Here is a 26,189-nt window from a genome sequence, read left to right on the forward strand (position 1 = left end):
GCGCTCAACGTGCCATGCGGTATTCGAGGTTAGGCGACTCGGAGAGCAACGAGCGATCTTTCCTTCTGCTTTTGCGGATCGAGATTGGTTTCTTCTGTTGTGCCTCTACCGCTCCCGGCCGTGAGGATCGCGGAGCGCGACACCTGCACGGAGCAGGTTCGTGCGAACTGTGCTCGCGTTGAAGCCCACCTTGGCGCCGACCCGGGCCAGCGACTCGCCCTGCTCGTACCGGCGGCACATCTCCAGCACCTGCTCCGGTGACGGCTGCTCACCACGCAGTCGTACCCCGCGGTCCCGCAGACGCTCAGCGAGCCGCTGACGACTTACCCCCAGATCGCCCGCGATCAGCCGCAGGATCTCACCGGACCTGTAACGGCGCTCTGCCTCGTCCAGCATCGCCTCCGTGAGACGCGGCACCGGGCACGGCAGACGCTGCGCGAACTCCCGCGAAATCGCCGCTGGCCTGGGCCGACGCCGGATCATCCGGTGCGTGGCGATGACCCGTTGCAGGGGCGGGGCAAGGTTCGAGCACTGTCGCGCTACCTCCACGGTGTCGCAAGGCCCGTTTCCACTCAGTCGAGGGGGAACGGGCCTTTCGCATGTCCGGGGCATGCTCAGCTCGCCCCTGTGGACTCAGCCCCCCCCATTCACCGCGCCCCTTGTTTGCCGCCCCGTTCGCCGGACCTGTTCGCCGCACCTGTTCACCGCGCCCCCGGCGATCATGCACACTGGGGAGAATGAGCGACGAGACACCCACCGCCGGTCCGGTGACACCCGTGGAGGACAAAGGTCCCGCCCGCAACGGCGGCATCCCGTGGGGTGACGTGGTCCGCAACTCCCTCCTGGTGATCGTGTTCTTCGCGATGCTGTGGCTGGCGTTCCACGTCCGCCTGCCGTCTGCGGAGGTGCTGCGCGGGGACCTCGACCGCTGGGGCGGCTGGGCCTGGGCGGTGTTCGTCCTCTTCTACGCGGTGCTCGCGATCACTCCGATCCCGGTCTCGGTGCTCGCCACCACCGGCGGCCTGTTCTTCGGTGTGGTCGAGGGAAGTTTCCTGTCCGTCATCGGGGCCATGCTCGGCAGCTGGGCAGCCTACTGGCTCGCGCGGGGGCTGGGAAAAACCACCGTCATCAAGCTGCTGGGCAGCCACGCGGACCTCGTCCAGGAGCGGCTCGCGGAGGCCGGCGCCTCGGGCACCTACCTGCTGCGCCTGACGCCCGGACTCCCCTACTGGGTGGTCAACTACGGCAGCGGGGCCTTCGGCGTCTCGCAGCGTGCGTTCCTGGTTGGCAGCCTGCTGGGCGCGATCCCGGGGCAGGTCTCGCTCGTGGCCATCGGCGCGTTCATCGCCGAGCCGGGCGTGGGCAACGGCGTGGTGGTCGCGGTCGCGTGGATCGTCGTCGCCGTGCTGACGTTCTTCGCCTTCCGCGAGTTGCACCGCACCCGGAAGGCCTCGAACGCCGCCAAGGCCAGCGGCGCCGCCCACACGGCGAGCGCCACCCCGGCCACGAGCACCGCTCAGACCGGGAGCGCCACCCCGACCGCAGATGTGGAGCACCCGGAGCAGCCGGAGCGCTAGCCGCTCAGTTGCAGCGGCGAGGCTCTTCGATCCTCGGGGCCGGCGCGGTGAGGTCCAGGTTCCCGAGCACGCCCTGCGGGTCCGAGACCGTGACCTCGTACCCTTCCGCGAGCAGCGAGCGGATGGACCACTGGGACATCTGCGCGGCCACGTCCGTGACCTCGTCCACCCGGTCCAGGTCGAAGACCACGTGGTGCGTGCTCGGCGGATCGTCCACGAGCCTGCGGATCAGTGCGTCCGTGCTCGCGAAGACCAGGTCGCCCTGCAGCTCGTAGACGGTGCTCTCGTGACCGCCCCTCTCCTCCACGCGCACGTCCCGGATGGCCGAGCGGGAAGGCCGCGCCGCCTCCATGACGTGCAGGTTCATGTCCTCGGAGAGCATCTCCATCATCCGCACGCCGCGCACGCTGTTGCCGTGCGAGTCCAGCCGCGGGGAGAACACCGCCAGGCCGATCTGCCCCGGCAGCACCCCCACGATCCCACCGGAGACCCCGCTCTTGGAGGGGATGCCCACGCTCGTGAGCCAGTCCCCCGCGGCGTCGTACATGCCCGCGGACATCATCACGCTCAGCACGTGGCGCACGAGCCGCGGTTCCAGCAGCCGTTCCCCCGTGCGGGGCTGGACGCCGCCGTTCGCGAGCGTGGCCGCCATCATCGCGAGATCCTCGACGGTCACCGAGACCGAGCACTGGCGGATGTAGCCCTCGACCACGTCCACGAGGTCGTCCTCGATGATCCCCACCGAGCGCAGCAGGTGCCCGAGCGCGAGGTTGCGGTGTGCCTCGCCGAGCTCCGAGTCCGCCACGGCGTCGTCGATCCCCAGCTGCCGCCCGGCGAAGCGCAAGTAGAAGTCGACCACGCGCTCCAGCCGCTGCTCGGGGGTGTCTGCCGCCACGAGGCCGTGGGTCGTGATCGCCCCGGCGTTGATCCTGGGGTTCAGGGGTCGGCCGGTGCCGGGTTCCAGGGAGATCTCGTTGAACGCCTCGCCGGAGGGCTCCACGCCCACCTTGCGCCCCACGCCGTCGATCCCGAGGTCCGCGAGCGCGAGCGCGTACGTGAACGGCTTGGACATCGACTGGATGGAGAACGCGGCGTCCACGTCACCCTGCGTGTAGACGGTGCCGTCCGCCGTGGCCAGCGCGATCGCCACGCGGTCCGGGTCCGCGGCGGCGAGTTCGGGGATGTAGTCCGCGACCGCTCCGCCGGTGGCGGCAGCCGACGCCTCGAGGACGTTCTTCAGGTAGCTCGGGACGGGAGATTCCTTGGTCCCAGCCTAGGCGCTGCGCCCGGTCGAGGGGTGGGGCAGGGTCGTGAGAGGGCGCCCCACGACGCCGGGCCCCGTCAGGCGGGCGGCAGCGCGGCGGGGCGCCGCGGCGTCGTCGTCGGGCGCGAGGACGAGGCGGCCGACGACGACGCGGGGCCCGGCGGCGTCGTACCCGGCGCGTCCGCGAGGGGTGGGGTGCGAGGTGACGACGGCGCGCACACCAGTACCACGAGCACCGCCCCGATGACCGCGAGGCCGGCCCACCCCAGGGCGTTCAGCCGCTCGCCGACCACCAGAACCGCGAGCACGGTGGCGACCGCCGGTTCCAGCAGCGTGACCGTCGTCGCCGTGCTCGCCGGGACGCACGTGAGGCCGAAGCCGAAGAGGACGTACCCGCAGAACATGGGGACGAGGGCCATGTAGGCGGCCACGGAAAAATTCTGCGCGGAGGCCAGCAGGGGCGCGCCGGTGGCAAGAAGCACCGGCACGAGCAGCAGACCGCCCGCGCCGAACACGGAACCCATCGCGGCGCCGCGGCCGATCCCCCGTCCCAGCAGCCGGTGCACGGCCCACGAGTACCCCGCGTAGCTGGCGCCCGCCACAAGTCCCAGCAGCATGCCCCAGACCGTTCCCGCGGAGAGCCCGGCACCGCTCTCCATGGTCGCGGGGCACAGCATGACGCTGCCGGTGACCCCCAGGACGGCGGAGAGGGCCCACCAGCGGTCCAGCGGCACCCTGTCCACGAGCCGATCGAGCACGCCCGAGGCCAGCGGCGCGGAGGCCAAGGAGATCACGGAGCCGATCGCGACCCCGGCCAGGTGCATCGAGCTGTAGAACGCGAGCGGGTACACGGCCACCGAGACGGCACCGAGCAGCACCGTCTCCGCGCTGGAGCGCAAGGACCGCCCTTCCCGGCGCAGGGACGGAAGCGCGATCACGGCCTGCAGCAGACCGCCGATCCCGAGGGCCGCCGCGCCGATCGCGAGCGGCCCCACCCCCGGGGCGAACGTGGCCGCGGTTCCGGTCGTTCCCCACAGCACGGCGGTGAGCGTGATCGCGGCGAGGCCCACCGCGCGCTGCCTGTTCACTGCCCGGCCTGGTTGTTGCCCGTGCGGGCCTTCGGCCCGGCCTTCTCCTCGGTTCCGGCATGCATCGTTGCGCCGGTGGACGTCTTTGCGACGGCGAGCTCCCCCGTCCCGCCAGGACCATGCGGCCCAGCGGGGGCGTGCACTCCGAGAGGGTCCGGTGCTCCGGTAGGGTCCGGTGCTCCGGCCGGCACCGTGGCGAGCATGTCTGCGGCCAGGGCGCGGGCGGTGCGCAGCCGCTCATCCGTTCCTTCGAGCCCGGCGCGGGTCATCGCCCCTTCCAGCAGGAAGGAGAGGCGCTCGGCGAGGCCCGCGGGATTCGGCAGCCCGGCGTCCGCCAGGTGATCGCGCAGGATCTCCTGCACCTGCTCCTTGTGCGCGCGCACCACCTCCCGGCCGGGGGCACCGGCGGGAAGCTCCGCGGCCGCGTTGAGCAGCCCGCAGCCCCGGAAACCGTGCTCGTAGGCGCAGTGGGCGTGGTCCAGGTAGGCATCAAAGACCGCGAGCACCTTCCTCACGGGGTCAGTCAGACCCTCAGCGCGGGCGCGGTACAGCCCGAGCCACTCCTCGTGGCGCGCGTGAATGTACGCGACCACCAGGTCCTCCTTGGACGCGAAGTTGTTGTAGAGGCTCATCTTCGCGACGCCTGCCTCCGCGGTCACGGCGTCGATGCCCGTGGCCGCCATGCCGCGCGCGTAGAACAGGCGGGAGGCCGCGGCAAGGATCCGGTCCTTCGCGGGTTCGCGGGTGCGGGTCGACATGGGTGGCTCCTCGGAGGTGCAGCGGGTGCGGCAAGGGCACCGTGTGGGGATGTTACTAGGTAGATCAGTCTACCTAATTACCTGCCTCCGCCAAGAGGCCCCTTACTCCTCCGTCAAACCCCCGCCGAGGAGGGGCGGATACGGTGAGTTCATGAAGATCCTGGTGACCGGGTTCGAGCCTTTCGGGGGCGAGAGCGAGAATGCGAGCGGCGTCGTCGTGGACAGGCTCTGCGGCACCGCCCTGCTGGACGGTCTGGAGGTCGTCACGGCGATCCTGCCCGTGACGTGGTCCGGCGCGGGCCCCGCGCTGCTACGGGCTGTCGAGGCCCACCGGCCGGACGCCGTCGTCGCAGTGGGTGAAGCGGGTGGCCGGGCGGTCGTCACGCCGGAGCACTGGGCCCGGAACCTGGGACACGGTGGCACCGCGGACAACGACGGCGTGGTCCGGGCCCCGACCCCGCTCGCGCCCGGTCCCGACCGCCTCGAATCCCGCATCAGCCCCACCGCGCTCACCCGCGCGATCCGCGACGCGGGTGTGCCCGCCGAGACCTCCGAGGACGCCGGCGCGTTCCTGTGCAACGCCGTGTTCTGGTCGGCACTGGACGAGACGGCCCTTCCCGCCGCTTTCATCCATGTACCGGCGGTCAGGTCACGCGGGGTCGCAGGTATCGGCGCGGAGACCGACCCGGACGGCGCCCCCGCGCACTCAGCACTCGGGGTCGACGACCTCGTGCGCGCACTGGCAGCCGTGGTGCACGCCGTCACGCTGGAGTCAGGGACCCAAGCATCCTGAGACGACCGACTGGGCGGGCAGCACTCGTGCGGAGGAGCCACCTCGCCGCCCCCCGAGGGGCCAGACAGTGCGGACGGCGCACCGTGCTCGCCGCACCGCTGTCACTCCTGTGGTCCTGTGACGCCATAGAGCGATATCATCGTTCTATGGCGATTGATCCGCAGGAACTCCCCACCCTGGACGCCCGCGCCACCGCGGCGTACTCCCACCTCTTCCAGGCGCTGAGCGAACCCACCCGGCTCGCGGTACTCCAGCACCTCGCGGGCGGCGAGCATCGGGTCCGGGACCTCGTGGAGCACATGGGCCTCGCGCAGTCCACCGTGAGCAAACACCTGGCGTTCCTGGCACAGTGCCACCTGGTGCAGGCACGGCCGGAGGGCCGCTCCACGTGGTACTCGCTGACCCACCCGCACGAGCTCGCCGGCGTCATCACCGCCGCGGAGCACGTCCTCCACACCACCGGCACGGACGCCGCCCTGTGCAGCCATCTGCACCATCCGCTCGCCGCGGGGACGACGCCCGACGCCTCGTCGATCCCCACGGACGACGCCGCACCGGCCGCCGTCGTCGCACCGGGCACCGTCACCCCGGCCACCGCAGGGGGTGAGCGGTGATGGGCGCCGGACACGCGCACGGTCACAACCACGACCACGCCGCCGGCGCGCAGGGCACCACCTGGCGCCTGTGGGTCGCGTTCGGACTCACCGCGGGCATGGTGGTGGCCCAGGCGGCCGGTTCGATTGTCACGGGAAGCCTCGCCCTGCTCACGGACACCGTCCACGCCCTCACGGACGCCCTGGGTCTGCTCGTCGCTCTCGTCGCGGCGCACCTGATGTCCCGACCCGCGAGCTCCAAGCACACGTGGGGCTTCCGACGGGTCGAGGTGATCGCGGCGCTCGCCCAGGCCTCCCTGCTGCTCGCCGTCGGCATCTTCGCCGTGGTCGAGGGCGTCCGGCGCCTCATGGAGCCCCGCGAGGTGCCGCCCACCGAGCTGCTGGTGTTCGGCGCCCTGGGCCTCGCGTGCAACGTGATCGCGATCCTCGTGCTCTCCTCGAGCCGCGGCGCCAACTTCAACATGCGCGCCGCGTTCCTGGAGGTTGCCAACGACGCCCTCGGGTCGCTGGGCGTGATCGTGGCCGCCGTCGTCATCGCCACCACCGGCTTCGAACGTGCGGACACCCTCGCCGCCCTGTTCATCGCCGCGCTCATCCTGCCGCGGGCGCTGCGGATCATGCGCGAGACCGCTGCCGTGCTCATGGAGTTCACACCGCAGGGGCTGGACCTCGACCTGTTCCGCGAGCACATCATGGGTCTGCACCACGTGCTGGACGTGCACGACGTCCATGCCTCGACCGTGGCCACCGGCCTGCCCACCGTGAGCGCGCACGTGGTCGTGGAGGACCAGTGCTTCCGGGACGGCCACGCCGCGGACCTGCTCAAGGACGTCAAGACCTGCGTGGCCGAGCACTTCGACGTCTCGGTGCACCACTCCACGTTCCAGATCGAGACCGCGGAGGTCATGGACTCTGAGTCGCACGAGATGCTGCACGACTGACGCGGACGCCGACGCCGCACCGCGCCTTGGGCGCGTCAGCCGCGGTGCAGCCGCCCCCACGCGAGCTCGGCGAGCGCCGCGGCCTGGGCGCCCAGGACGGCATCGTCGTACCGCACGTTCGGGGAGTGGTTCCACGGTGCGGTGGCGACGTCCACGTCCGCGGGGCTGCACTGCAGGAACATGTAGCAGCCGGGGACCTCGCGGAGCACGAAGGAGAAGTCCTCCGAGCCCATGCGCGGGTTCTCCATCACCCGGACGTGGTCGGCGCCGAACATGCGCGTGAGGGTCTCGCCGGTGAAGCGGGCCTCCTCGGGGTCGTTGATGGTCGCCGGGTAGAACTCGTTCCAGTCGACCTGCGCCCGGAGGCCGTGCGCGGCGGCGATGCCGTCCGCGAGCTCCCGGACCAGGTGCGGGAAGCGCTCGGTCGTTTCACGGGAGAGCGTGCGGACGCTGCCGGCCATGCGAGCGCTGTCCGGGACCACGTTCATGGCCTCGCCCGCCCAGAGCTGCGTCATGGTGGCGACCACGGGGTCGAACACGCTGAAGCGACGCGTGACCATGTTCTGCAGCGCGGTGCCGAACTCGAAGAGCGCGGGCAGCGGATCCTTGGACGTCCACGGCTGGGAGCCGTGCCCGCCCCTGCCGTGGAACGTGACGCTCAGATGGTTGGCGCCCGCCATCAGTGTTCCGGGGCGGTACGTGAACACGCCGGGCTCCCCCGGGCTCACGTGGATGCCGTACGCGGCGACGACGCGCTCTCCCGCGGCGTCGAGCACGCCCTCCTCGATCATCGGGGCCGCCCCGCCGGGACTCTCCTCGCCCGGCTGGAACATGAAGACCACGGAGCCGGGCAGCTCGTCCCGGCGCGCGCTGAGCAGCCGCGCCGCCCCCACGAGGCCGGCGGTGTGCAGGTCGTGGCCGCACGCGTGCATGGCCCCGTTGGTGGAGGCGAAGTCCAGGCCGGTGCACTCCTCGACGGGCAGAGCGTCCATGCCCCCGCGCAGCAGCACCGCCGGACCGGGCAGGCCACCCCGCAGCACAGCGACCAACGAGGTCAGCGACTGCCCGGTGGTGATTTCCAGGTCGCAGCCCTCGAGGGCCTCGATCACACGCGCCTGGGTCCACGGGAGGTCGTTGCCCAGTTCAGGGTGTGCATGCAGGGTGCGGCGCAGGTCCACGAGCTCGGGCTGCAGCAGCTGGGCGTCCTCCAGGAATAACACGTGGGGGCTCCTTCGATCTCGGTCTCGGTCGGTCGGTCAGGCGGTCGGCCGGGCCGCCGGTCGGCCCATCGGCATGAACGCAGGCTCTGCCGGGCGCGTTCGCGGGCTCCTGCCCGGGCCCGTCACGCCCGCGAGTGGTCACTGGCTCCACCATCTCACCTTTTTCCTGCAGACGTGACGTGTCGCACACCATGCGCGGCGACGTCAGTCCCCCTGCTCGGGTCCTCCCGCGAGTTTGGGGCCCGGTGCCAGCCGGACGGGTCCCCGCGCGGTCGCGAGATCCACCGCCTCACCCTTATGGGTCACCGTGGTCTCTCCGGTCCTGGCGAGTTCACCCGCCACCTCACGCACCTGCGGCATGAGCTCCCGCCACTCCTCACCGCCCAGGCACCGGGCCACGTCCGAGGGGCAGATGGTGGACCCGCCCCGGTGGCGCAGCAGGGCCCGGATGGTCGCGGCCTCGCGCGCCCGCAGCCCGTCCTCGGACGGCGTCTCCCACCACGGCTCGCCCCGCTCCCCCAGGGCAACCTTCGCGTCCTGGACCCGCTCCCGTGCCGCACTGTCCCGCGACTTCACGGCCCGGCGCGCGCTCATCAGCTCCTTCACCAGTTCCGCGCGCAGCGTCTCCGGGATCCCCGGATCCGTGGCACGCCACTTCCGCCCGTTGACCACCACGTGGTGCCCGTCCGGCGTGTGCTCAGTCATCGCGTGCTCCGTCATCGTGTGTGCTCCGTCATGGCGTTCGCCGTCATCCGCGCAGCCCGAGTCGCTCGATCAGGCCCGCGTGCCGGGTCAGCCCCGCGCCCACCACCGAGGGGTGCTCCGCGTACCAGCGCAGGTGGGCCCACGTCACCTCCTGTTCGGTGATCCGCTCCCCGCGGACCAGCCAGTCCTCCCGGGGCCCACCCTCGAGGTCTGCAGGATCGTGCCCGAGGGCTTCGAGCGTGCTCTCGTGGATCGGCGCGCGGATGCCTCCCAGCAGCACGCGCCCCGGGTCCGGCACCGGCGCCGAGAGGCCCGCCCTGTCCAGGACCGCGGAGGCCACCGCACGCAGCACCTCGTTGCCCGGGTGGTTGATCACGTGCACCGCGTTGGCCCCGGCCGCGTCCAGGATCGAGGCGGCGTCCACCGTGTCGTGGGCTCGCTGCCGCGTCCACAGCTGCGCGAGGGACTCCTCGCGCGCCACCAGGGCGGCGTGGGGCGAGGGCGGGCCCAGCGTCACGGCGCTCTCGCCCCTGGCCGCCGCGGTCAGGACCCTCAGGTCGTGGTACGGCACCACCGGCGGGTCACCCACCCCCGGGGCCCGCACGATCGCGAGCGTGGGCATCAGCGCGGACCAGCGCATGACGGGGACGCGCACGACCCGCACGTCCGCGCGCAGGTGGAGTGCGACGTCGTCGTTGCCCAGGGGCAGCCCGCGGTACCCGGCCGCGACCGGCTGGGTGACGAGCAGCCCCACCCGGGACAGCAGAGCGCACAGGTGGGGCAGGTCCTGCGCGGTGAGTTCGTGGACGGGTGGCATGCGCACGCCGTGCCACCGGCCCTCCAGGGCACCGTGCATCAGCACGCGCAGGGACTCCGCCTGGCAGTTGCCGTACACGGCGAACAGCGGCAGCTCGGGTGGCTCCACGAGACCGTAGAACTCGCCGTAGTGGGCGCGCCGGCCGGCGTCGTGCGGATCGGTCTCAGCGAGCATGTCCCACCCTGTCCTCGACTCTGCGGCCGGTGTCCGCGGCGTGCACGGGGACTTCTGGGTCCCCGGGGCACAGCTGCGTGGGCGCCGACTCGCCCCGGTGCACCGCGCGGACGTCCCGCACCGTGAGCAGCCCGGGCACCTCACTCTCGCCCCGCTCGCACCAGGTCCGCAGGGCACCGTCCACCGTGAGCGGGGCGTGGACGTCCACGAGGTGGACCGCTCGGTCCACGATCTCCTCCGGGGGCAGGCCCGCCCGCACCCGCGGATCCGCGGCGAGCGCCTCCGGAACGCCCTCACGGTCCACGAACCACACCCCGGCGTCCGTTCCCCGGAGCACATGTGCGGCACTCAGGTACGCCTCGGCGTCGTCGTCGTGGCCGTGGACCCGCACGACCGCCCAGGGCTGCTCGAAGACGACCCCCGCTCCCCTCGTGCTGGGCAGCGGAATGCGCCGGGCCAGGGCGAGCGTCTCCGCATCCTTGACCGCGCGCGTGCTCCCGCGCCCCGCGAGGTCGGGCCCGTCGTGCCAGGCGCGCGCGGCGGGAACGTGACGCAGGGCGGCCCCGAGCCGGTGGCAGCGGTAGGCAAGGTCCCAGTCCTCCCCGCCGTAGCCCACGAGGGTCTCGTCGAAACCGTCGCAGCGTTCGAGCAGCCGCCGGTCCACCGCGAGCAGCGCGCTGATGACGAGCCGGAAGTCCTCGATCCCCGCCGCCCTGAGGTTCTGCGTGCGCGCATAGCCGTCCGCGAGCCACGCAGGGTCTTCGAGTCGCCGGGCACCCTCGGCACGTCCCGCGCTCACCCAGTCCAGCACCGCGGACAGGTCGCATCCGGAGAGGTCCGCGTGGTGGCGCGCTCCCACGACCAGCGCGCCGTGGCCGTCGTCGGCCTCCCTCACCCCGGACACCATGGTCGAGACGAAGCCCGGTTCCGGGATCATGTCGCCGTCCAGGAAGAGGACCACCTCGCCCGAGGACGCCCGCGCCCCCAGGTTCCTCGCGGCGGCCGCCCTGAATCCGCGGTCCTCCTGCCGCACCACGCGGCACGCGAACGGGGTCCGCGGGAGGACCGGGGGCACCGCGGAGCCGTCGTCGCTCACGACCACTTGGGTGTCCGCCGCGGGAAAGTCCTGTCGTGCGAGAGCAGCGAGCAGCCGGTCCAGCCCGCGCTGGTTCTCGAAGTAGGGCACGACGACGCTCACCACGGGGCCCGTCACCGCCCGCCTCCCGCGGTGCGCTCGGAAGGTCCGGAGAAGCCGACGACGCCGCCCCCGCGCCCGTCGTCCGTCCCATCCGCGGCTCGCGAGCCCCGCGATGCGCCCGGCACAGAGGTCGTTGCAGAACCCGTTGCGAAAGCGGAGTCCACGCCGGACGGAGCCGTGATGAGCGACCACTGCCTGGCGGCGGCGGACGCGGTGGACGGCAGGGCCTCCCCGTCCCAGCAGGCGGGATCGATCCACGTGGACACCGGATCCGCGAGCGCCGCGGCGAGCGCGCCGGGGAGGTCGTCGGTCAGGGTCAGCGCCCACGGCGCCCGGGCGGCGAGCTCCTCGAAGAACGGGTGCGGCGTGACGATGGGGGCCCGCCCGGCGGAGATCCACCGTCCGATCGACCCGGAGGCCGAGACGTGGGAGGGCGCAACCACCGGGACCGTGACCCGCTGCGCGGCACGCGTGAGGGCGGCGTCGTCCAGGAAACCCGTGGCGCGGAAGCTGTGCCCGTGCCGACGCGCGGCGGCGTCGAGCCGCGGCACGAGGTCCTCGTGGCCGTCCGAGGGCCTGCCCAGGGCGAGCACCTCGAGCCCGCCCCCGACTCCCGCGAGCGCCTCGACCACCCGGTCGTGACCCTTCCCCGGGTAGAGGAAGCCGAGGACCGCGACGGTGGCCACGGCGTCGTCGCCCGGAGAGACACCTCGGACCGCAACCGCACGGGAAGGCCCCGCCTCCGCGCCCACGAGGCGCCCACCGCCCACGCGGCACCGCTCCAGTCCGGCTCGCCACGATCCAGGCTCCGGCGGGTCGACAGGCAGCGGGTTGACGTCCACCGGCACTGCGGGCGGACCGGGAAGAGACCGCGCGAGCTGATCGCGCTCGGAGGCGCTGCACACGATGACCATGCGGGCACCAGCCACGACCCGCGCGTAGGCCTCACGGCGCGCCGCGTAGGCGTGCCCGTCCGAGGGCTGCGGGATGTCGTGGAGGGTCACCGAGACCGGGCGGACGGCAGCGATCTCCTCGACCGCCCGCGCCGCAGCCTCCGGGGACGCACCGAACACGCGGTCCGTGAAGTGCAGGTGGACCGGGCCGTGGCCGGTGAGCAGCGTGGGCCGCAGCTCCGCGAACGTGCCGGCCACGGCCTCCGCGCCCGCCGTGTGCGAGGCAAGGTCCTGGGCGTGCATGCGGACGCCGTGCTGTGCGGGGCCCACGCAGGCCAGGAGCGGTGTTATCACGCGTTCACCCTATCCAGGGCCTCGGACACGCACAGGAGTGAGCGAGATCATGCCGGGCGGGCAAAGTCTGCACTTGTGCAAGTTTGCACTCATGCATAAAGTTGACGCGTGTCCGAATCCACTCCCTCGCTGCGCGAACGCCACCGCACCCGCACCCTCGCCGAGATCCACCAGGCTGCCCTGGAACTCGTGGGCGAGTGCGGCTACGGGGACACCGCGGTGGAAGCCATCGCAGAACGCGCCGGGGTCTCCCGGCGCACGTTCTTCAACTACTACCCGAGCAAGGAGGCCGCGGTCCTGGGAACCACCACACCGCGGATCTCCGACGCCGCGCGCGAACGGTTCCTGGACACGAGCACCGGCGACGAGTTCGCCCGCACCGTCCGGCTGTTCATGGACGTGCTGCGGGACGCCACCGGTCCTCCGCAGCTCACGGCGCAGCGCTACGAGCTCGTGGAGAACAACCCCGAACTCAAACGCAGCGTGGGCATGCACATCAACACCGTGGAGAGCCTCGTGGTCTCCACGGTCATGGAGCAGCCCGCGCACGGCCCCACTCCTCGTTCCGAGGAGACCTCGCACGCTTTCGTTCTACTGGCGGGTGCGGTCATCAAGTTCGCGTTCCGCACCAACACCCACCTGGCGACCACCCTCGACGACGACGCCGTCCAGCGCGCCCTCGACCACGCCATCGGCGTCTTCCGCACCGCCCTCAAGGAGATTTCATGACAACCACCCTTTCCCGGGCTGAGTTCAGCCCCGCCACCGAGGAGAAACCCACACACCTCGGATGGCTGTTCGCGAGCCTCATGGTCGTCATGCTGCTCGCGTCCCTCGGCCAGACGATCCTCTCGACCGCCTTGCCCACCATCGTGGGCGACCTCGGCGGCGTGGACCACATGAGCTGGGTCATCACCGGCTACATCCTGGCCTCCACCGTGATGATGCCCGTCTACGGGCGCATCTCGGACATCTTCGGCCGCAAGCCGGTGCTGCTCGGCGCGATCGTGCTGTTCATCGCGGGCTCCGTGATCGGCGCCTCCGCGGGCACCATGGGCTGGCTCATCACCGCCCGCGTGGTGCAGGGCCTGGGCGGCGGCGGTCTGATGATCCTCGCCCAGACCTCCATCGCGGACGTCGTCCCGGCACGTGAGCGCGGCAAGTACATGGGCGTCATGGGCGCCGTGTTCGCCGTGTCCTCCGTGGCCGGCCCCCTGCTCGGCGGCTGGATCACGGAGGGTCCCGGCTGGCGCTGGGCGTTCTCGTTCAACATCCCGCTGGGCATCCTGGCGATCGTCGCCGTCATCGCGTTCCTGCACCTCCCCAAGCGCGAGCGCGACAAGAGCGAGCGCATCGACTACCTGGGCATGATCCTGCTGGCCGCGGCCACCACGTGCCTGATCCTCGTGTGCACGTGGGGCGGCACCCAGTACGACTGGAACTCCCCGCAGATCCTGTGGCTGTGCGCCACCACGCTCGCCGGCATCGTGGCCTTCGTGGTCGCGGAGACCCGCGCGAGCAGCCCCGTGATCCCGCTCTCCCTGTTCAAGGACCGCAACTTCACGCTCACCACCGTCTCCGGCCTGGCCGTGGGCGTGGCCATGTTCGGCGCGCTCGGCTACATGCCCACCTACATCCAGATGGTCAAGGGCGTGGACGCCACGGAGGCCGGTCTGCTGATGACCCCCATGATGGGCTCGCTGCTGATCACCTCCATCGCCTCCGGCCAGATCGTCTCGCGCACCGGCCGCTACAAGTTCTTCCCGCTGATCGGCATGGTCGTCATGGGTGTGGGGCTGTGGCTGCTGTCCACGCTGCAGGTGGACGACACCACCTTCAAGATGTGCGCCTACCTGGCGGTCTTCGGCGCGGGCATCGGCCTGAGCATGCAGATCCTGGTGCTGATCGTCCAGAACTCGTTCCCCAACAAGATCGTGGGCACCGCCACGGCGGCGAGCAACTTCTTCCGCCAGGTGGGCGCCACCGTGGGCTCGGCCGTCGTGGGCTCGCTGTTCATCTCCCGCCTGAAGGACCTGCTGGCCGAGAACATGCCGAAGGTCCCCTCTGCCGCCGGTGCCGGGGGCGGAGGTGGCATGAACGCGAACTCGTTCACGCCGCAGAGCGTCCACGCGCTGCCGGAGATGTTCCGCGACCCGGTCATCCAGTCCTACAACGATGCCCTGCTGCCGATCTTCCTCTACATGATCCCGCTCGCGGTCGCCGCGTTCATCATGCTGGCGTTCGTCGTGGAGAAGCCGCTGTCCACCCGCGTGGACCGCGAGGTCGTGGAGGGCGAGGAGCCCGATGCCACCACCGGCCAGCTCGCCGTCGCCACCGCGACCACGGGCGCCGGGCAGAGCTACGACCCGTCGACCTCCGAGCACGACACGACGACGCCCGCGGCCTCGGCACCGCACGCACCGTCCGAGCCGACCCACCGGGCGGGCCGCTCGCGCCGGCGTCGTCGCTCGGCTCCGCGGCACAGGGCGTGACCGGCCACAGGGCCTGATCGCCCACGGGGCGTGACCGTACAAGAGAGGGGCTGGGCGACCGACCGGGGAGAGATCCCCGACCGGTCGCACAGCCCCTTCGTCGTGCCCGAGGGCCGAGGCGGTCAGTGCTTCTCGGGCAGGGTCTCCTGCAGGTCCTCCACGAGGTCCTCGAGGATCTCCGGGGCCTCCAGCAGTCCGTTGCGCAGGTCCGAGAGCTCGATGCCGTGCAGCAGGCCCACGGCGTAGCGGTCCCTGCCGGTGCGCTGCAACGAACGGGCCACGCGCGCCAGCCACTCCTCCATGACCGCGGCGTCCGTGACCACCCCGAGGTCGTCCTGGTAGTCCTTGGCGACGACCGCCGCCCTGATCCGCTTCTTCCCGGCCTTGGCGTGCGCGTGGGCGAGCGCCTCCGAGACGTAGCGCGCGGACTTGGCGGCCTTGCGGGTCTCGTGCAGCACCTCGAAGGCCACCGCCGTCTGACGGGCGTCCTTACCGGGGATGCTCACCCGCTCCCCCACGACCGCCGCCATGGTGCTCACGGTGACCTCCTCCGGATCCTCCGGGGCAGTCGTGGCAGTCGTGGCAGCCGTGCTCAGCACGCGGTTCAGCGCGGCGCCCAGGACGGTCTTGGCGAACCGCTTCGGGGAGAGCTGCGCGGCTTCGTCCGTGATGCCCTCGCCGCGGGAGAGCTCTCGCAGGTCCCGCAGCAGCTGCAGGTAGGCGGGGCTGTCGAGCTCGCGGCGCACGGCGCGCGCGGCGTCGTCACCCCGGTGCTCGGCCGCCTCCCGCAGCTCCCGCGCGGCCGTGGCGCTCACGAGATCCGCCGACTGCGCGTCCAGCAGGGCGTCGAGCCGCTCCCGGGCCACCTCCTGGTCCCTGGCGTCACCGAGGACCCGCGCGAGCAGCTTCAGCCGCTTCTCCAGGTCCGAGCCGACCTCGGGCGAGATGAATCCCCGCGATGCCTGCAGTACGCTGCGCAGCGTACGGGAGCGCACCCGCAGCTGGTGCACGGAGTCGGCCGCGCCCAGACGCACCGCGAAGTCCCAGGACTGCAGCTCTCCGACGAGCCGGTCCAGTACGGCCGCCAGCACGTCCGCGCCCGTGCGCTTCGGCTGCTCTGAGGTCTCGCGCTTCTGGGCATCCTTGCCCTTCCCCGACGACGCGGCCCGGCCCTTGTCCTTGCCTGCGCTCTTGTCCTTGCTCTTGCCCTTGGACGCAGACTTGGTCTTGTCCTTGGCCTTCTTCTTCGCCTTGTCCTTGGACACCTTCTTGTTCTTGGCCAGCCTCGTGCCGGACGTCGACAACGCGCCGTCCTCGTCCTTGCCCTCGCCGGGCGCCTCAACCACCCGCACGACATCCCCGCCGTCCTGACCCAGGGCTCGCGCGATCTTGGCCACGGAGGACGACGTCCGCGCACCCGCCGCGAACAGCACCGCCTCCACGGCGTCGAAGACCGTCCGTGCCTGCTCATCGCCGAGGTCGTGCCGAGAGAGCTCCACCTCGCACTCGAACCACGCGCGGGTGACCCCGGCACGCTCGTCCCGCGCCGTCACGGCGTCCAGGCACAGCTCGGCGTCCTGACCCTGCGCGCCCAGCACGGGGTACTCGGTGCGGTGCGTGTCGATCGTGGCCACCGGCGTGAGCTCTTCACCCAGGGTCAGCCCGAGCAGCACCTTGCGCAGGGCGGCGGGGATCCGGGTGGGCGCGGTCTTCAACGGCTCGTGGTGGATCTCGCCGCGGGCGTCGCCTGTCTGGTACTTCACGTGCCAGCCGTCGTCCGATCCCCCACGACGACGCCGCAGCGCCACCTTCGCACGCGCGAGCTGCAGGTCTGCGGTGTCGTAGTAGGTGGCGCTCATGTCGTGCTCCACGGGTTCCCCCACCGTGAAGCCCTCCAGCTCGTGCAGCGCGAGCTCGGGCCGGTCGTGGCCCGGCACGTCGTACTTGCGTTCGATCTCAACCTGTTGCGTGACCATGGCTCTCCCAGTGTGAAACGCGCCGCGGCCCTGTTCGGGTCCCGCGGCGCGTTGCTGTCGTCAAGGTGGGTGATGCGGTGGGTGTCAGGCGCGGCGCCGCTTCAGGACGTCGTCGAGGTTCAGGGCGGTGCTCTCCTGCTCGCCGGTGCGCACGGCGTCCTTCAGGGTGGTGGTGCGGGCGGCGGGACGGGCCGGGACCTGCAGCGGTTCCGGCTCGCTGCGCTGGACCACGGGGGCCTGGGTGTACAGCGGCTTGGGCACCGGTACCGGCTCCCACGTGGTGGTGTCCGCCCCCGTGCTGCGGGCGACCTTCATGGCCTCCGCGCGCAACTCGGCCACGGTGTACACGCGCTCGGGGGCGCGCTGCGGGGTCTGCTGCTCCTCACGGGGCTGCTCCTCCGCGGCAGGCATGTCCAGAGCGGCTTCCGCCACGCGGTTTTCCTGGTCCCGGTCCTGGCGGACCTCGTCCTCGTTGTCGAAGATGGCGTGCTGGGCGGGTGCGACGGAGCGGGAGGTGGAACGGGCGGCACGCTGGCGGCGGTCCTCGACCGCGAGGTAGCGCAGGCCCGCCACGCAACCGGCGCCCAGCAGCAGGAGCACTACCGGGACGGCCCAGGAGATGGAGGTGAAGGGGGCGAGCAGCGCGCAGATCAGCGCCGCCGCGACGAGGACGGCACCGGTGAGGAACACGATGGTGCGGTCCCACTTGATCCGCAGTCCGGCCAGCGAACCGCGCTGGAGGGTGATGGCGGACGGCGCGTGTGCCGATGTCTCCATGGCGGTGGTCTCCCGTTCGTGTACCTGGGCTGGGGCGGTGGTCGTCACCACTCTACTGGGCGCGGGGGCCGAGCGCTCGTGGTTGTGGAGGGCGCTGCCGATCTGCAGGTCCGGTGCCTCCACCTGGGCGTGGACGGGCATGCTCGTGCGACGCACCACGTGAGGTGCGAACCACATGACACTCAGCACGATCACGACGGCCAACACCGCCGAGCTGCTCACCCATGACAATCCCACCGGTCCAGGGTAGGGCAGTAGGGATAGATTCCCCGCGTGGAATGCGCGTGTTGCCTACATCAATGTAATTCGATGGTGTTTTTTGCGCCGAAACCGCCCCGCAGGCCCCTGACGTGGGGCGCAACGCGGCCCGAGCGGCGTCGTCAGCGCGGCGCGTGCCGCACGGTGATGTCCTCGTCCGCCCCCGTGAAGCGCCGCACGAGGCCCTCCGGGACCTCCTCCGTGGTGAGCGCAAAGCTGCGGTGGTCCGCCCAGGAGCCGGCGATGTGCAGGAAACGCCTGCGCAGCCCCTCGTCGCGGAAGCAGAGCTTCTCGACCACGCGCAGGGACTTGGCGTTCTCGGGGCGGATGTTGATCTCCATGCGGTGCAGACCCAGGTGCTGGAAGCAGTAGTCGGTGGCCATCGCGACCGCCATGGGTGCGATGCCGCGGCCCGCCTGCGCGCCGTCCACCCAGTAGCCGAGCGTGGCGGAGCGGAACGAGCCGAGGGTGATGCTCGAGACCGTCAGCTGCCCCACGAGCTCAGCCCGGCCGCCACCGGGCCCCTGCTCGACGATGAGCCACGGCAGGCTCTGCCCGTTGCGTGCCTGCCGACGCATGAGTCGCACGAACGCCCGGTAAGACGGCGCCGCGCCACCCTCGTCAGGGTTGCTCGCCTCCCACGGCTCGAGCCACTCCCGGTTCCGCGAGCGGACCCGGTCCCACTCGTCCCGGTCCCCCATGGCCAGTGGGCGCAGCACCAGCTGCGCCCACTGCACCGTGACCGGCCACACGGCCTGCGAATCCACGAGAGGTGGAGCCTCAGTCCGCGAGTTTCTGGGCGTAGTCCTTGATCCAGGTGCGCAGCCCGGGACCGAGGTCCTCCCGCTCGCACGCCAGCTCGATGTTGGCCTTCAGGTAGGACAGCTTGTCCCCGGTGTCGAAGCGGCGGCCCTTGAAGACCACGCCGTACATGCCGTTGGCCTCGTCCCCGCGGTCCGCCACGGTCTGCATGGCGTCGGTCAGCTGGATCTCGCCGCCGCGGCCCGGGGCGGTCTGCTCGAGGATCTCGAAGATCTCCGGGTGCAGCACGTAGCGGCCGATGATCGCGAGGTCGGAGGGGGCGTCGTCCGGGGCCGGCTTCTCCACGAGCCCGTTGACCTGCACGTAGTCCTCGCCCTCGACCGCGGAGACGTCCGCGCAGCCGTAGGCGCCGATGCTCTCGTGCGGGACCTCCATGAGGGCCACCACGGAACCGCCGGTGCGCTCCTGGACCTCGATCATCCACGAGAGCAGGTCCTCCTTCTCGTCGATGAGGTCGTCACCGAGCAGCACGGCGAAGGGCTCGTCCCCCACGTGGGTCTTGGCGCGCAGCACCGCGTGCCCCAGACCCTGGGGATCCTGCTGGCGCAGGTAGTGGATCTCGCCGAGGTCCGAGGCGTGCTCGACCTCCACGAGCAGGGCGTCCTTGCCCGATTCCTTGAGCTGGGCCTCGAGTGCCGGGACGCGGTCGAAGTGGTCCTCCAGGGCACGCTTGGAGCGGCCGGTGATCATCAGGACGTCGTCCAGGCCGGCGTCGACCGCTTCCTGGACCACGTACTGGATGGCGGGACGGTCCACGACCGGCAGCATTTCCTTGGGCATGGCCTTGGTCGCGGGAAGGAAACGGGTACCCAGCCCCGCGGCGGGAATGACCGCCTTGTGGACGCGCTTGTTCTCGTGATGACTCATGGAATTAGGGTAGACGAACACCACCCCGTATCACCGCTGTGAATCCCGTGAAATGCACGGATTTCCGGCTTTTCCGGGGAATGTACTCCCAAGAGCGGACACGGCCGGAGGGGCGGGAACGGATGGATGCCACGGACGGGCCCGCTGCGGCCAAGGCGCGGCTGCGCACCCGGGTCCTCGAACGACGTCGACGCCGCCCCGCCGCCGCGCGCGAGCGGGACGCCGCAGGTTTTGCCCGCCACCTCGCGCGGATTCTCGCCGACCACGGTCCCGGCGACGTCGCCGCGTTCCTCCCGCTGCCGGGCGAACCGCCCGTGCTGCCCGCCCTGGCCCGGGTCGACGCCGCCGGGCACCGGGTGTGGGTACCGGCCGTGGAGGCGGGACACCGGATGAGCTGGGTGCGGTGGCGCCCGGACGCGATCCTGGCGCGCGGCGCCCTGCCCGGGCTGCTCGAACCCGCGGGCCCCCGCCACGGCACCGAGGTCTTTGCCACCGTCTCCGTCCTGCTCGTGCCCGTGGTGGCCGTTGACCGCGGCGGGGTCCGGCTCGGCTTCGGAGGCGGGTACTACGACCGCTTCCTCCCCGACCTCGCACGCGCAGGGCACGAGCCCGCGGTCTTCGCGTGCTGCCACGTGGACGAGATCCTCCCCGCCGGGACAGTGCCGCGCGAAGCGCACGACGCGGTGCTGACGCGGGCGCTCACGGAGCGCGGACCGGTGCGCCTCGGGTCCTGACGGAAAGGGTGTGCAGGGACCGGGAAAACAGTTCGGTGTCGGCAAGGCCCGCCAGACATCGTGAAGCACGGCCCCGCGCATGTGGGGCGGCCGGGTCCAGGACGCCGTGCGAGTAGGATGTGACGGCGGCAATCCACCGCACCACCACCCCTCGAAGGAACGCACCGTGCCCGTTTACGCCTATGCCTGCAAAGACTGCGGTCATGAATTCGACATCCGCCAGTCCTTCTCCGACGACGCACTGACGGTCTGCCCCGAGTGCGGCGGTCACCTGCGCAAGAAGTTCAACTCCGTGGGCGTGGTCTTCAAGGGCTCCGGCTTCTACCACAACGACTCCCGCGCGGACGCCGGCAAGAACGGCGGGGGCGGGAAGTCATCCTCCGGCTCGGAGGCGTCCGGTGGCTCCTCTGACAACCACTCGTCGAGCAGCGACTCGTCCTCGTCCTCCGGGAAGGACTCCGGCGCCTCAGGCTCCGGCAGCGGTTCCGGGTCGAGCAGCTCCGGCTCGCAGAGCGCCGGCTCAAAGAGCGCAGGAAAATCCTCCTCGGCGTCCTGATCCCTCCCCAGGTCTCGACCCCTGGTTGCTGGTTTCGGACCACGGGCCATCATTCTCCGAGCACCACGCTTCTCCTCCACGGCGAGCGCACTGCACACCCCCGCTCCTGCGGGGCCCGCAGGATGCCGCACTGCACCCCGCCTGGATCCACTCTCGTATGGTGATTCCCCGCGGTTAGCGTCCGGGCATGAGTTCACGCTCCCGTCCCCGCTATCCCCTGGGTCTGCGGCTGCGCACCGCGGTCCGCCGACGCCACCGGCTCGTGGCCGCCGCGCTGTGCGCCGTGGCCCTGACGCTGGTGATCCTTCGCCTCGCTCCCCCGGACGCCCGCACCACCCCGGTGCTCACCGTGGCAGCGGACCTGCCCGCGGGGCACGCCCTCACCGCGGAGGACGTCACGGTCTCGCAGTTCCCGGTCGCTCTCGCCCCGGCCGCGGCATTCAGCAGCCCGCAGGATGCCATCGGTCAGCGGACCACCGTTGCTCTCACGCAGGGTCAGGCGGTGACGTCCTCCACGGTCCTCGGTCCCGGGCTCCTCACGGGTCAGCCGACCGGAACCACCGCGGCGTCAGTGCGCGTCGCGGATCCCGCCGTGCTGCGGCACATCCGGCCCGGGGACCTCGTGGACGTGGTGCACCACACGGACCAGGCGTCCTCCGGGGCGGGGAAGACGGTCGCCCGCTCGGTCACCGTGCTGTGGGCCGCCACCAGTGACCCGGGCGGCGGCTCCTCGATCCTGTCCTCGGGAGGTTCCGAGGACGACGCCGGTCTCGTGGTCCTCGCCGCCCCGCGGGACACCGCGACCGACCTCGCCACGCTTGACGGCACCGGCAAGATCTCCCTCGTCCTGGTCTCGCCGTGAGAGCACTCCCTGACGGATTGCCCGGTGCGGCGTTTCAGCCCCGGTGGGGCGGCCTCTCGCGACACGACCGCTCATCGTGCGCTACCTCGCTCTGCGTCTCAGGAGGGGCCGGTGCGGGAAAATCCGGGCGTCGCTGTCCCCTCCGCAAAGCTTGTGAGTTACGCGGTCAGCCCCAGTGGGGCGGACGCTGCCGCCTCAACCACTCCTCGTGGCCGGCCTCGCTCTGCCTTTCCCGGGGGTCCGGGGCGTCGGCACCGAGCGTCTCGGACGGCTCACCCCACGCCGGACCGCCCAGGGCACGCTCCGGACGAGGAGCGGTGCCGCCGGTCGCCCGGCGGTGGCTCCCCCGGCGACGCCCGTTCGTCGCACCGCCCTCGGACGGCGTCCCCTCAGAAACCACCCGTGCGGCTCCCGCGGTCCACCCCGGTCGGACCGTCGTACGCCGCCGGGGCTGACGGCGCCGACGCACCGGCGTTGCGTTGCGCACCCGGCCGGGCGGCGTTGTCGTGACCGGAGCGCCCGTGCACGCCGGCGTGACCGGAGCCCGCAGCAGCCCCCGGGGCGCCTCCCTCGGCGGCCTCGGAAGCTCCCAGGCCCAGGTAGCGCTGGACGAGCGACGCGACGGTCTGCGGATCCGTGAAGACCTCCACGGACCACAGGCTCACGTAGTTCCACCCGGCGCGCTCGAGCTGCTGCGGGATCAGCCGCGAACGCTCGCGCACGCTCAGGGCGCGGCTGGACTCGGAGCCGTCGGAGCGCATGGCAACGGGAATCCGCACGGGCTCCTCCGCCGGACCGCGGTGCAGCACGGCACCCGCGGACAGCGACTCCGCGTCCGCGTGGGCCGCCATGTCCACCGCGTGGGCGTAGCCGGTGTGCACGGTGGCGCCGCCGGCACGCAGCCGGCGCGCGAGGTCGTCCACCAGGGCGTCCGGCGCGGTTCCCGTGGCGTCCGCGGTGGTCTCGGCCCGCTCGGACGTGGTGCCCTCGCCGAAGAGCATTTCCAGCATGTGGTACATGTCCTTGGCGCCGTACTGCAGCCGTCGCAGCTCGGTGTCCTTGGGGTGGATCGAGGTGACGATGTGCGTGTGCCTGCGCGCACGGGTCATCCCCCGTACGAAGGCCTGCCGGCCGTCCCGCTCCGACAGCGAACCCAGCTGCGGGGTGCTCCGCCCGGAGGTCGTGCGCCCGAAGCCCAGGGAGAAGATCACGGTGTCCCGCTCGATCCCCGCGGCACGGTGGAGCTCCACCACGCGGAAGGACTCGTGGCCCGGCGCGAAGAACTCCTCGGACTCGCCCGTCTCGCGCAGCCGCCGCTGCACCGCCTGCGCCACGCGGGAGGCGTGCATCGCACTCGCGGTGACCACGGCGAGCGAGCGCTCCGGGTGCCGTGCGGCGTGGGCGAAGACCAGGTCCACGGTGCGGTGCACCTCCGCCGCGGGGGCCTGGACCCCCTCGCTGCCGGCCGTGAGCACACCCACGCCGTCCTCCACGTACTCTGCGGACAGCCCTGTGGTGGGGCTCATCAGCTCGGAGGCGAAGGGCACGCGCGTCAGGGCGCCGTCGTAGAAGGCCTCGTTGAGGTAGGCGAACAGGCGAGGGTCCAGCGGCCGCCGCACGGACGTCAGGGAGCGAGAGTCCACGACCCGCGAGAGGGCGTCGTGGACGGAGTCGACCTCCGCGACGGGCCGCGACTCGTCCCGGGAGACCAGGCGCGGAGCCACCGTGAAGGGCTGCGGCCCGCCCGCGTGACGGTCCCCGAACGCGATGACCTGCTCCGCCTTGACGATCGCGGGCAGTGCGGCGGCGAGCGGCGTGGACTCGGCGTCCAGGACCACCACGGCATCCACGGTCTGGGCCTCGCCCAGGGTCGCGGTGAGCACCAGGGGACTCGCCGTCCACACGGGGACGAGAGACGGGGTCAGGTGCTGCACCCGGTCCAGCTCCTCCGTGCGCACGTGCCCGCTGCGCAGCATCTCGCGCAGCGCGACCGCCTCGCGGGGGTTGCGCCGGGTGTCGCGGGCCCACCGCTCGGCGAGCTCGTGCTCGAGACGCGCGGGTGCGGCGGCAACGTGGGCGGAGTCGGCGCGCCGGAACGCGGACTCGGTGCGGCGCAGCTCGGCGCCGTCCGGCATGGCCACGAAGTCGTCGCCGCTGATCATGGCCTCGAGCACCGACTGCCACCACGCGAGCTCCAGCTCGTCGCGCACGCGCTCCGCGGGCACACCCCGGGTCTCGAGGTCCTGCAGGAACTCGCCCAGGCCCCGGGCCCGCAGGTCGTCCAGGAGCACGGTGCGCTCGGGCAAGGTGCTCAGGTGGGGCTCGTCGTTGATCAGCTCGTCGAGGATCACGCCGAGCTCGTCCACGGTGGCGTTCTCCAGGCGCGCAGCCGTGGGCGAGCCCTCCAGCGCGATGGCCAGGCCCTCGAGGTCCTCGCGGAAGCGCCGGTGCGTGCGCAGGGTCTCCTCCGCACGGTCCGAGACGGCCGGCTGCTCGAGCGTGGTGGCCCACTGCCGCCAGCGCTCGCGCTCGGACTGCACCTTCACCAGCGCTGCGTGCAGGTCCGAGAGGTGCACACCCGGGCGGATGTACTCCTTGGCGGCCTTGCGCAGCCGCGAGCGCTGCAACCCGCTCAGTTCGATCTCGTGCTCTCGGCGCCACGCGGCCGATGCCGTGGCCGCGATCAGGTCCGTCACGGGGCGGTCGTAGATGTCCGGGGTCAGGTGGTCGAGGGACTGCCCCACGTCGATCACGAGTTCGAGCTGCTGCTCCCACTCGGCGATGGTCGTGCCCACGCGCAGGCCGGAGACGCCCAGGACGTTGCGCATGGCGGTGGTGAGCGTGGTCAGCTCGAGCAGGAGGGACTTGGCGAGGTCGTGGGCCTGGTGGGCCTCGTCGTCATTGACCAGCCGGGCACCGTGCCACGGGCTGCTCAGTGCGGACTCGTCGAAGGCTCCGAGCGCCGCCGCGCGCTGCAGCTGCCGCTGCACCTCGCTGCGGTGGGAGACGGCGTCGAGCACCGAGCGGCGGAAGCGCACGGTGGTCTCCGGGCCGGGATCGCGGGCCGTCAGCTCGGCGAGGGACTGCATGGCCTCGTACGGGGAGGCCTGCCAGCGCGGACGACGCGCGTGCAGGGACTCCTCGTGCAGCCGCAGCTGGTCGCGGGAGTGGCGCAGCGCCTCGTGGACGGCCTCGGTGTCCGGCTCCGGGGCGCGCTCGTTGCGGGCGACGGCGCGCACGAGCCGCGCGGCGACGTCGTCCGGGCTCAGGTGCGAGCCCAGGGGGAGCACGAGCGAGTCCAGGCCCGTGCGGTTCCACGCGCGGTTGAAGGAGGCGAGGGTCGTGCGGGACTCCCCCAGTACCAGCACGCTGCGGCCCCGGTGGACGAGGGCACCCACCGTGGCGACCACGGTGTCGATGCTCGCGGTGCCCACCGGCGTGTTCACCACGAAGCTCTCGCCCTGCTCCGCGAGGTCCACGACCTCCTGCTGGTTCGCGTCCAGGTCCGTGAGCAGCAGCTCGCGCGCCGGATCGCGGCCGTCCAGGGCGGGGGCGCGGTTCTCGAGCCGCCGCACCACGGGAAGCTTGCCCACCTCGGGGTTCTTCAGCCGTGCGAGCGCCTCCACGACCTCCGTGCGGGCCACCACGTGCTCATCCGCCGGGCGCTCGTGCAGGTCCGCGAACGTGGAGACCACCAGCTGATGGTCCACGTGCATGCCGGGAACGTCCACGGCGAGCTGACGCAGGATCTCGAGCACCGGAGCGGGGTCCAGCTTGCGGGTGCCGTAGGCCAGCCGGGACATCTCCGCGGTGGCCAGCTCCACGCCGTGGTCCTCGCGCAGTCGACGCACCAGCGCCGGGTTCAGGCGCGCCGGACCCACGATGTGCAGTTCGAAGTCCTTGTGGTCCGGGCGCAGCTTAATGGTCACCGGGGCGAGCAGCACCGGGGCGATGAACCGCCGCAGCCCGTCCGCGACCGGGTCCGCGAGCCACGACGCCGTCCCCGCGGCGAGGTAGGCGGCGTCCAGGCCGTGCATCACGGACAGCTCGTGGATCTTCGTGCGCAGGGCGCGCGCGGAGCGCACCGCGCGGTCGTACGCCGGGGTGTCCTGGTGGATCATCGTGGACAGCCGGGTGGGACGCTGCATGAGCAGCTGCGCCTGCCCCGAGGAGTTGGCCTCCGTGAGGTCGATGCAGACGTTGTCCACCTGGTTGAAGTCCAGCAGCGTGTCCGGACCCGTGTAAGCGTCCATCTGCTGGGTCCAGGACCTCAGGGACACGCGCGGGGCCTCGGACCCGGTGCGCGCACCGTCCGTGACCTGGGGGGTCGGTCGGTCCTGGGCTGGGGGTGTCGACATGGTGCTCCTACTCACGAGTGCGCCGGTCTGCACGCCACGGGGGATGGGGCGGACCGGCGCACCGGGACTGACGATGACTCAGGAAGGGGGA

22 protein-coding genes and 1 pseudogene are annotated in these 26,189 nt (G+C 71.8%); 9 read left to right on the forward strand and 14 right to left on the reverse strand.

The window, feature by feature from the left end:
* Positions 1–105: 105 nt before the first annotated feature.
* Entirely contained in the window at positions 106–396 is a 291-nt protein-coding gene (locus KVA01_RS00360; protein ID WP_141268464.1) for a hypothetical protein, read from the reverse strand.
* A 341-nt stretch (positions 397–737) separates the two neighbouring features.
* Between KVA01_RS00360 and KVA01_RS00365 the strand changes: the two genes are divergently transcribed.
* Positions 738–1,577, forward strand: coding sequence for a TVP38/TMEM64 family protein (locus KVA01_RS00365; RefSeq protein WP_197461422.1), 840 nt, complete (start codon positions 738–740; stop codon positions 1,575–1,577).
* Between the two features lie 4 nt (positions 1,578–1,581).
* Here the strand turns inward: KVA01_RS00365 and KVA01_RS00370 are convergent.
* The 3 genes and pseudogenes from KVA01_RS00370 to KVA01_RS00380 form a co-directional block, all read right to left on the reverse strand.
* Positions 1,582–2,826: pseudogene (locus KVA01_RS00370) on the reverse strand (glutaminase); the annotation flags it as partial.
* Between the two features lie 92 nt (positions 2,827–2,918).
* Entirely contained in the window at positions 2,919–3,929 is a 1,011-nt protein-coding gene (locus KVA01_RS00375; protein ID WP_141268468.1) for a DMT family transporter, read from the reverse strand.
* Positions 3,926–4,687 (reverse strand): TetR/AcrR family transcriptional regulator, encoded by a 762-nt coding sequence (locus KVA01_RS00380; protein WP_082810161.1) that lies wholly within the window; start codon positions 4,685–4,687, stop codon positions 3,926–3,928. The genes KVA01_RS00375 and KVA01_RS00380 overlap by 4 nt, the downstream gene beginning before the upstream one ends.
* 151 nt (positions 4,688–4,838) lie before the next feature.
* Between KVA01_RS00380 and KVA01_RS00385 the strand changes: the two genes are divergently transcribed.
* The 3 genes from KVA01_RS00385 to KVA01_RS00395 all read left to right on the forward strand — a co-directional run bounded on the left by KVA01_RS00385 (position 4,839) and on the right by KVA01_RS00395 (position 7,035).
* Positions 4,839–5,480 carry a pyroglutamyl-peptidase I gene (locus KVA01_RS00385; RefSeq protein WP_141268470.1) on the forward strand — a complete coding sequence of 214 codons (642 nt, stop codon included), beginning with the start codon at positions 4,839–4,841 and terminating at the stop codon, positions 5,478–5,480.
* 146 nt (positions 5,481–5,626) lie between these two features.
* A complete protein-coding gene (locus KVA01_RS00390) occupies positions 5,627–6,094 on the forward strand; it encodes an ArsR/SmtB family transcription factor (RefSeq protein WP_141268472.1) in 468 nt (155 codons plus the stop codon).
* Positions 6,094–7,035, forward strand: coding sequence for a cation diffusion facilitator family transporter (locus KVA01_RS00395; protein WP_068466908.1), 942 nt, complete (start codon positions 6,094–6,096; stop codon positions 7,033–7,035). Before KVA01_RS00390 ends, KVA01_RS00395 begins: the two co-directional genes overlap by 1 nt.
* Before the next feature lie 35 nt (positions 7,036–7,070).
* On the opposite strand, the gene KVA01_RS00400 is transcribed toward KVA01_RS00395, so the two are convergent.
* From KVA01_RS00400 to KVA01_RS00420, 5 genes are all read right to left on the reverse strand, one after another.
* Positions 7,071–8,255 carry a M20 metallopeptidase family protein gene (locus KVA01_RS00400; RefSeq protein ID WP_141268474.1) on the reverse strand — a complete coding sequence of 395 codons (1,185 nt, stop codon included), beginning with the start codon at positions 8,253–8,255 and terminating at the stop codon, positions 7,071–7,073.
* A 204-nt stretch (positions 8,256–8,459) separates the two neighbouring features.
* Positions 8,460–8,960 carry a DUF3253 domain-containing protein gene (locus tag KVA01_RS00405; protein WP_233438713.1) on the reverse strand — a complete coding sequence of 167 codons (501 nt, stop codon included), beginning with the start codon at positions 8,958–8,960 and terminating at the stop codon, positions 8,460–8,462.
* 43 nt (positions 8,961–9,003) lie between these two features.
* Entirely contained in the window at positions 9,004–9,951 is a 948-nt protein-coding gene (locus KVA01_RS00410; RefSeq protein ID WP_141268478.1) for a WcbI family polysaccharide biosynthesis putative acetyltransferase, read from the reverse strand.
* Positions 9,941–11,164 carry a glycosyltransferase gene (locus KVA01_RS00415; protein WP_068466899.1) on the reverse strand — a complete coding sequence of 408 codons (1,224 nt, stop codon included), beginning with the start codon at positions 11,162–11,164 and terminating at the stop codon, positions 9,941–9,943. The genes KVA01_RS00410 and KVA01_RS00415 overlap by 11 nt, the downstream gene beginning before the upstream one ends.
* Positions 11,161–12,396 (reverse strand): glycosyltransferase family protein, encoded by a 1,236-nt coding sequence (locus KVA01_RS00420; RefSeq protein ID WP_174805687.1) that lies wholly within the window; start codon positions 12,394–12,396, stop codon positions 11,161–11,163. Before KVA01_RS00420 ends, KVA01_RS00415 begins: the two co-directional genes overlap by 4 nt.
* 108 nt (positions 12,397–12,504) lie before the next feature.
* Here KVA01_RS00420 and KVA01_RS00425 point away from each other — a divergent pair, with 108 nt between their 5' ends.
* Both KVA01_RS00425 and KVA01_RS00430 read left to right on the forward strand, forming a co-directional pair.
* Complete coding sequence (locus tag KVA01_RS00425) at positions 12,505–13,125, forward strand: TetR/AcrR family transcriptional regulator (RefSeq protein ID WP_068466897.1); 621 nt, start codon at positions 12,505–12,507, stop codon at positions 13,123–13,125.
* Positions 13,122–14,888: an MDR family MFS transporter gene (locus KVA01_RS00430; RefSeq protein WP_082810160.1), complete on the forward strand. Its 1,767-nt coding sequence runs from the start codon at positions 13,122–13,124 to the stop codon at positions 14,886–14,888. The genes KVA01_RS00425 and KVA01_RS00430 overlap by 4 nt, the downstream gene beginning before the upstream one ends.
* A 122-nt stretch (positions 14,889–15,010) precedes the next feature.
* Here KVA01_RS00430 and KVA01_RS00435 read toward each other — a convergent pair whose 3' ends face one another.
* From KVA01_RS00435 to galU, 4 genes are all read right to left on the reverse strand, one after another.
* Positions 15,011–16,864, reverse strand: coding sequence for a CYTH and CHAD domain-containing protein (locus KVA01_RS00435; protein ID WP_141268480.1), 1,854 nt, complete (start codon positions 16,862–16,864; stop codon positions 15,011–15,013).
* Between the two features lie 84 nt (positions 16,865–16,948).
* Positions 16,949–17,878: a hypothetical protein gene (locus tag KVA01_RS00440; protein WP_233438714.1), complete on the reverse strand. Its 930-nt coding sequence runs from the start codon at positions 17,876–17,878 to the stop codon at positions 16,949–16,951.
* Between the two features lie 143 nt (positions 17,879–18,021).
* A complete protein-coding gene (locus KVA01_RS00445; RefSeq protein WP_141268482.1) occupies positions 18,022–18,666 on the reverse strand; it encodes a GNAT family N-acetyltransferase in 645 nt (214 codons plus the stop codon).
* Between the two features lie 13 nt (positions 18,667–18,679).
* Positions 18,680–19,588, reverse strand: coding sequence for a UTP--glucose-1-phosphate uridylyltransferase GalU (gene galU, locus KVA01_RS00450; RefSeq protein WP_141268484.1), 909 nt, complete (start codon positions 19,586–19,588; stop codon positions 18,680–18,682).
* Between the two features lie 122 nt (positions 19,589–19,710).
* On the opposite strand from galU, the gene KVA01_RS00455 reads away from it, so the two are divergent.
* The 3 genes from KVA01_RS00455 to cpaB all read left to right on the forward strand — a co-directional run bounded on the left by KVA01_RS00455 (position 19,711) and on the right by cpaB (position 21,740).
* A complete protein-coding gene (locus KVA01_RS00455) occupies positions 19,711–20,322 on the forward strand; it encodes a 5-formyltetrahydrofolate cyclo-ligase (RefSeq protein WP_141268486.1) in 612 nt (203 codons plus the stop codon).
* 166 nt (positions 20,323–20,488) lie between these two features.
* Positions 20,489–20,878 (forward strand): FmdB family zinc ribbon protein, encoded by a 390-nt coding sequence (locus KVA01_RS00460; protein ID WP_141268488.1) that lies wholly within the window; start codon positions 20,489–20,491, stop codon positions 20,876–20,878.
* A 187-nt stretch (positions 20,879–21,065) separates the two neighbouring features.
* On the forward strand, positions 21,066–21,740 hold the full coding sequence (cpaB, locus tag KVA01_RS00465) for a Flp pilus assembly protein CpaB (RefSeq protein WP_141268490.1): 675 nt from the start codon (positions 21,066–21,068) through the stop codon (positions 21,738–21,740).
* A 389-nt stretch (positions 21,741–22,129) separates the two neighbouring features.
* Here the strand turns inward: cpaB and KVA01_RS00475 are convergent, their stop codons facing one another.
* Positions 22,130–26,098 (reverse strand): hypothetical protein, encoded by a 3,969-nt coding sequence (locus tag KVA01_RS00475; RefSeq protein WP_233438715.1) that lies wholly within the window; start codon positions 26,096–26,098, stop codon positions 22,130–22,132.
* Positions 26,099–26,189: the final 91 nt, after the last annotated feature.

The organism is Kocuria varians (assembly GCF_006539885.1).
GTDB lineage: Bacteria > Actinomycetota > Actinomycetes > Actinomycetales > Micrococcaceae > Kocuria > Kocuria varians.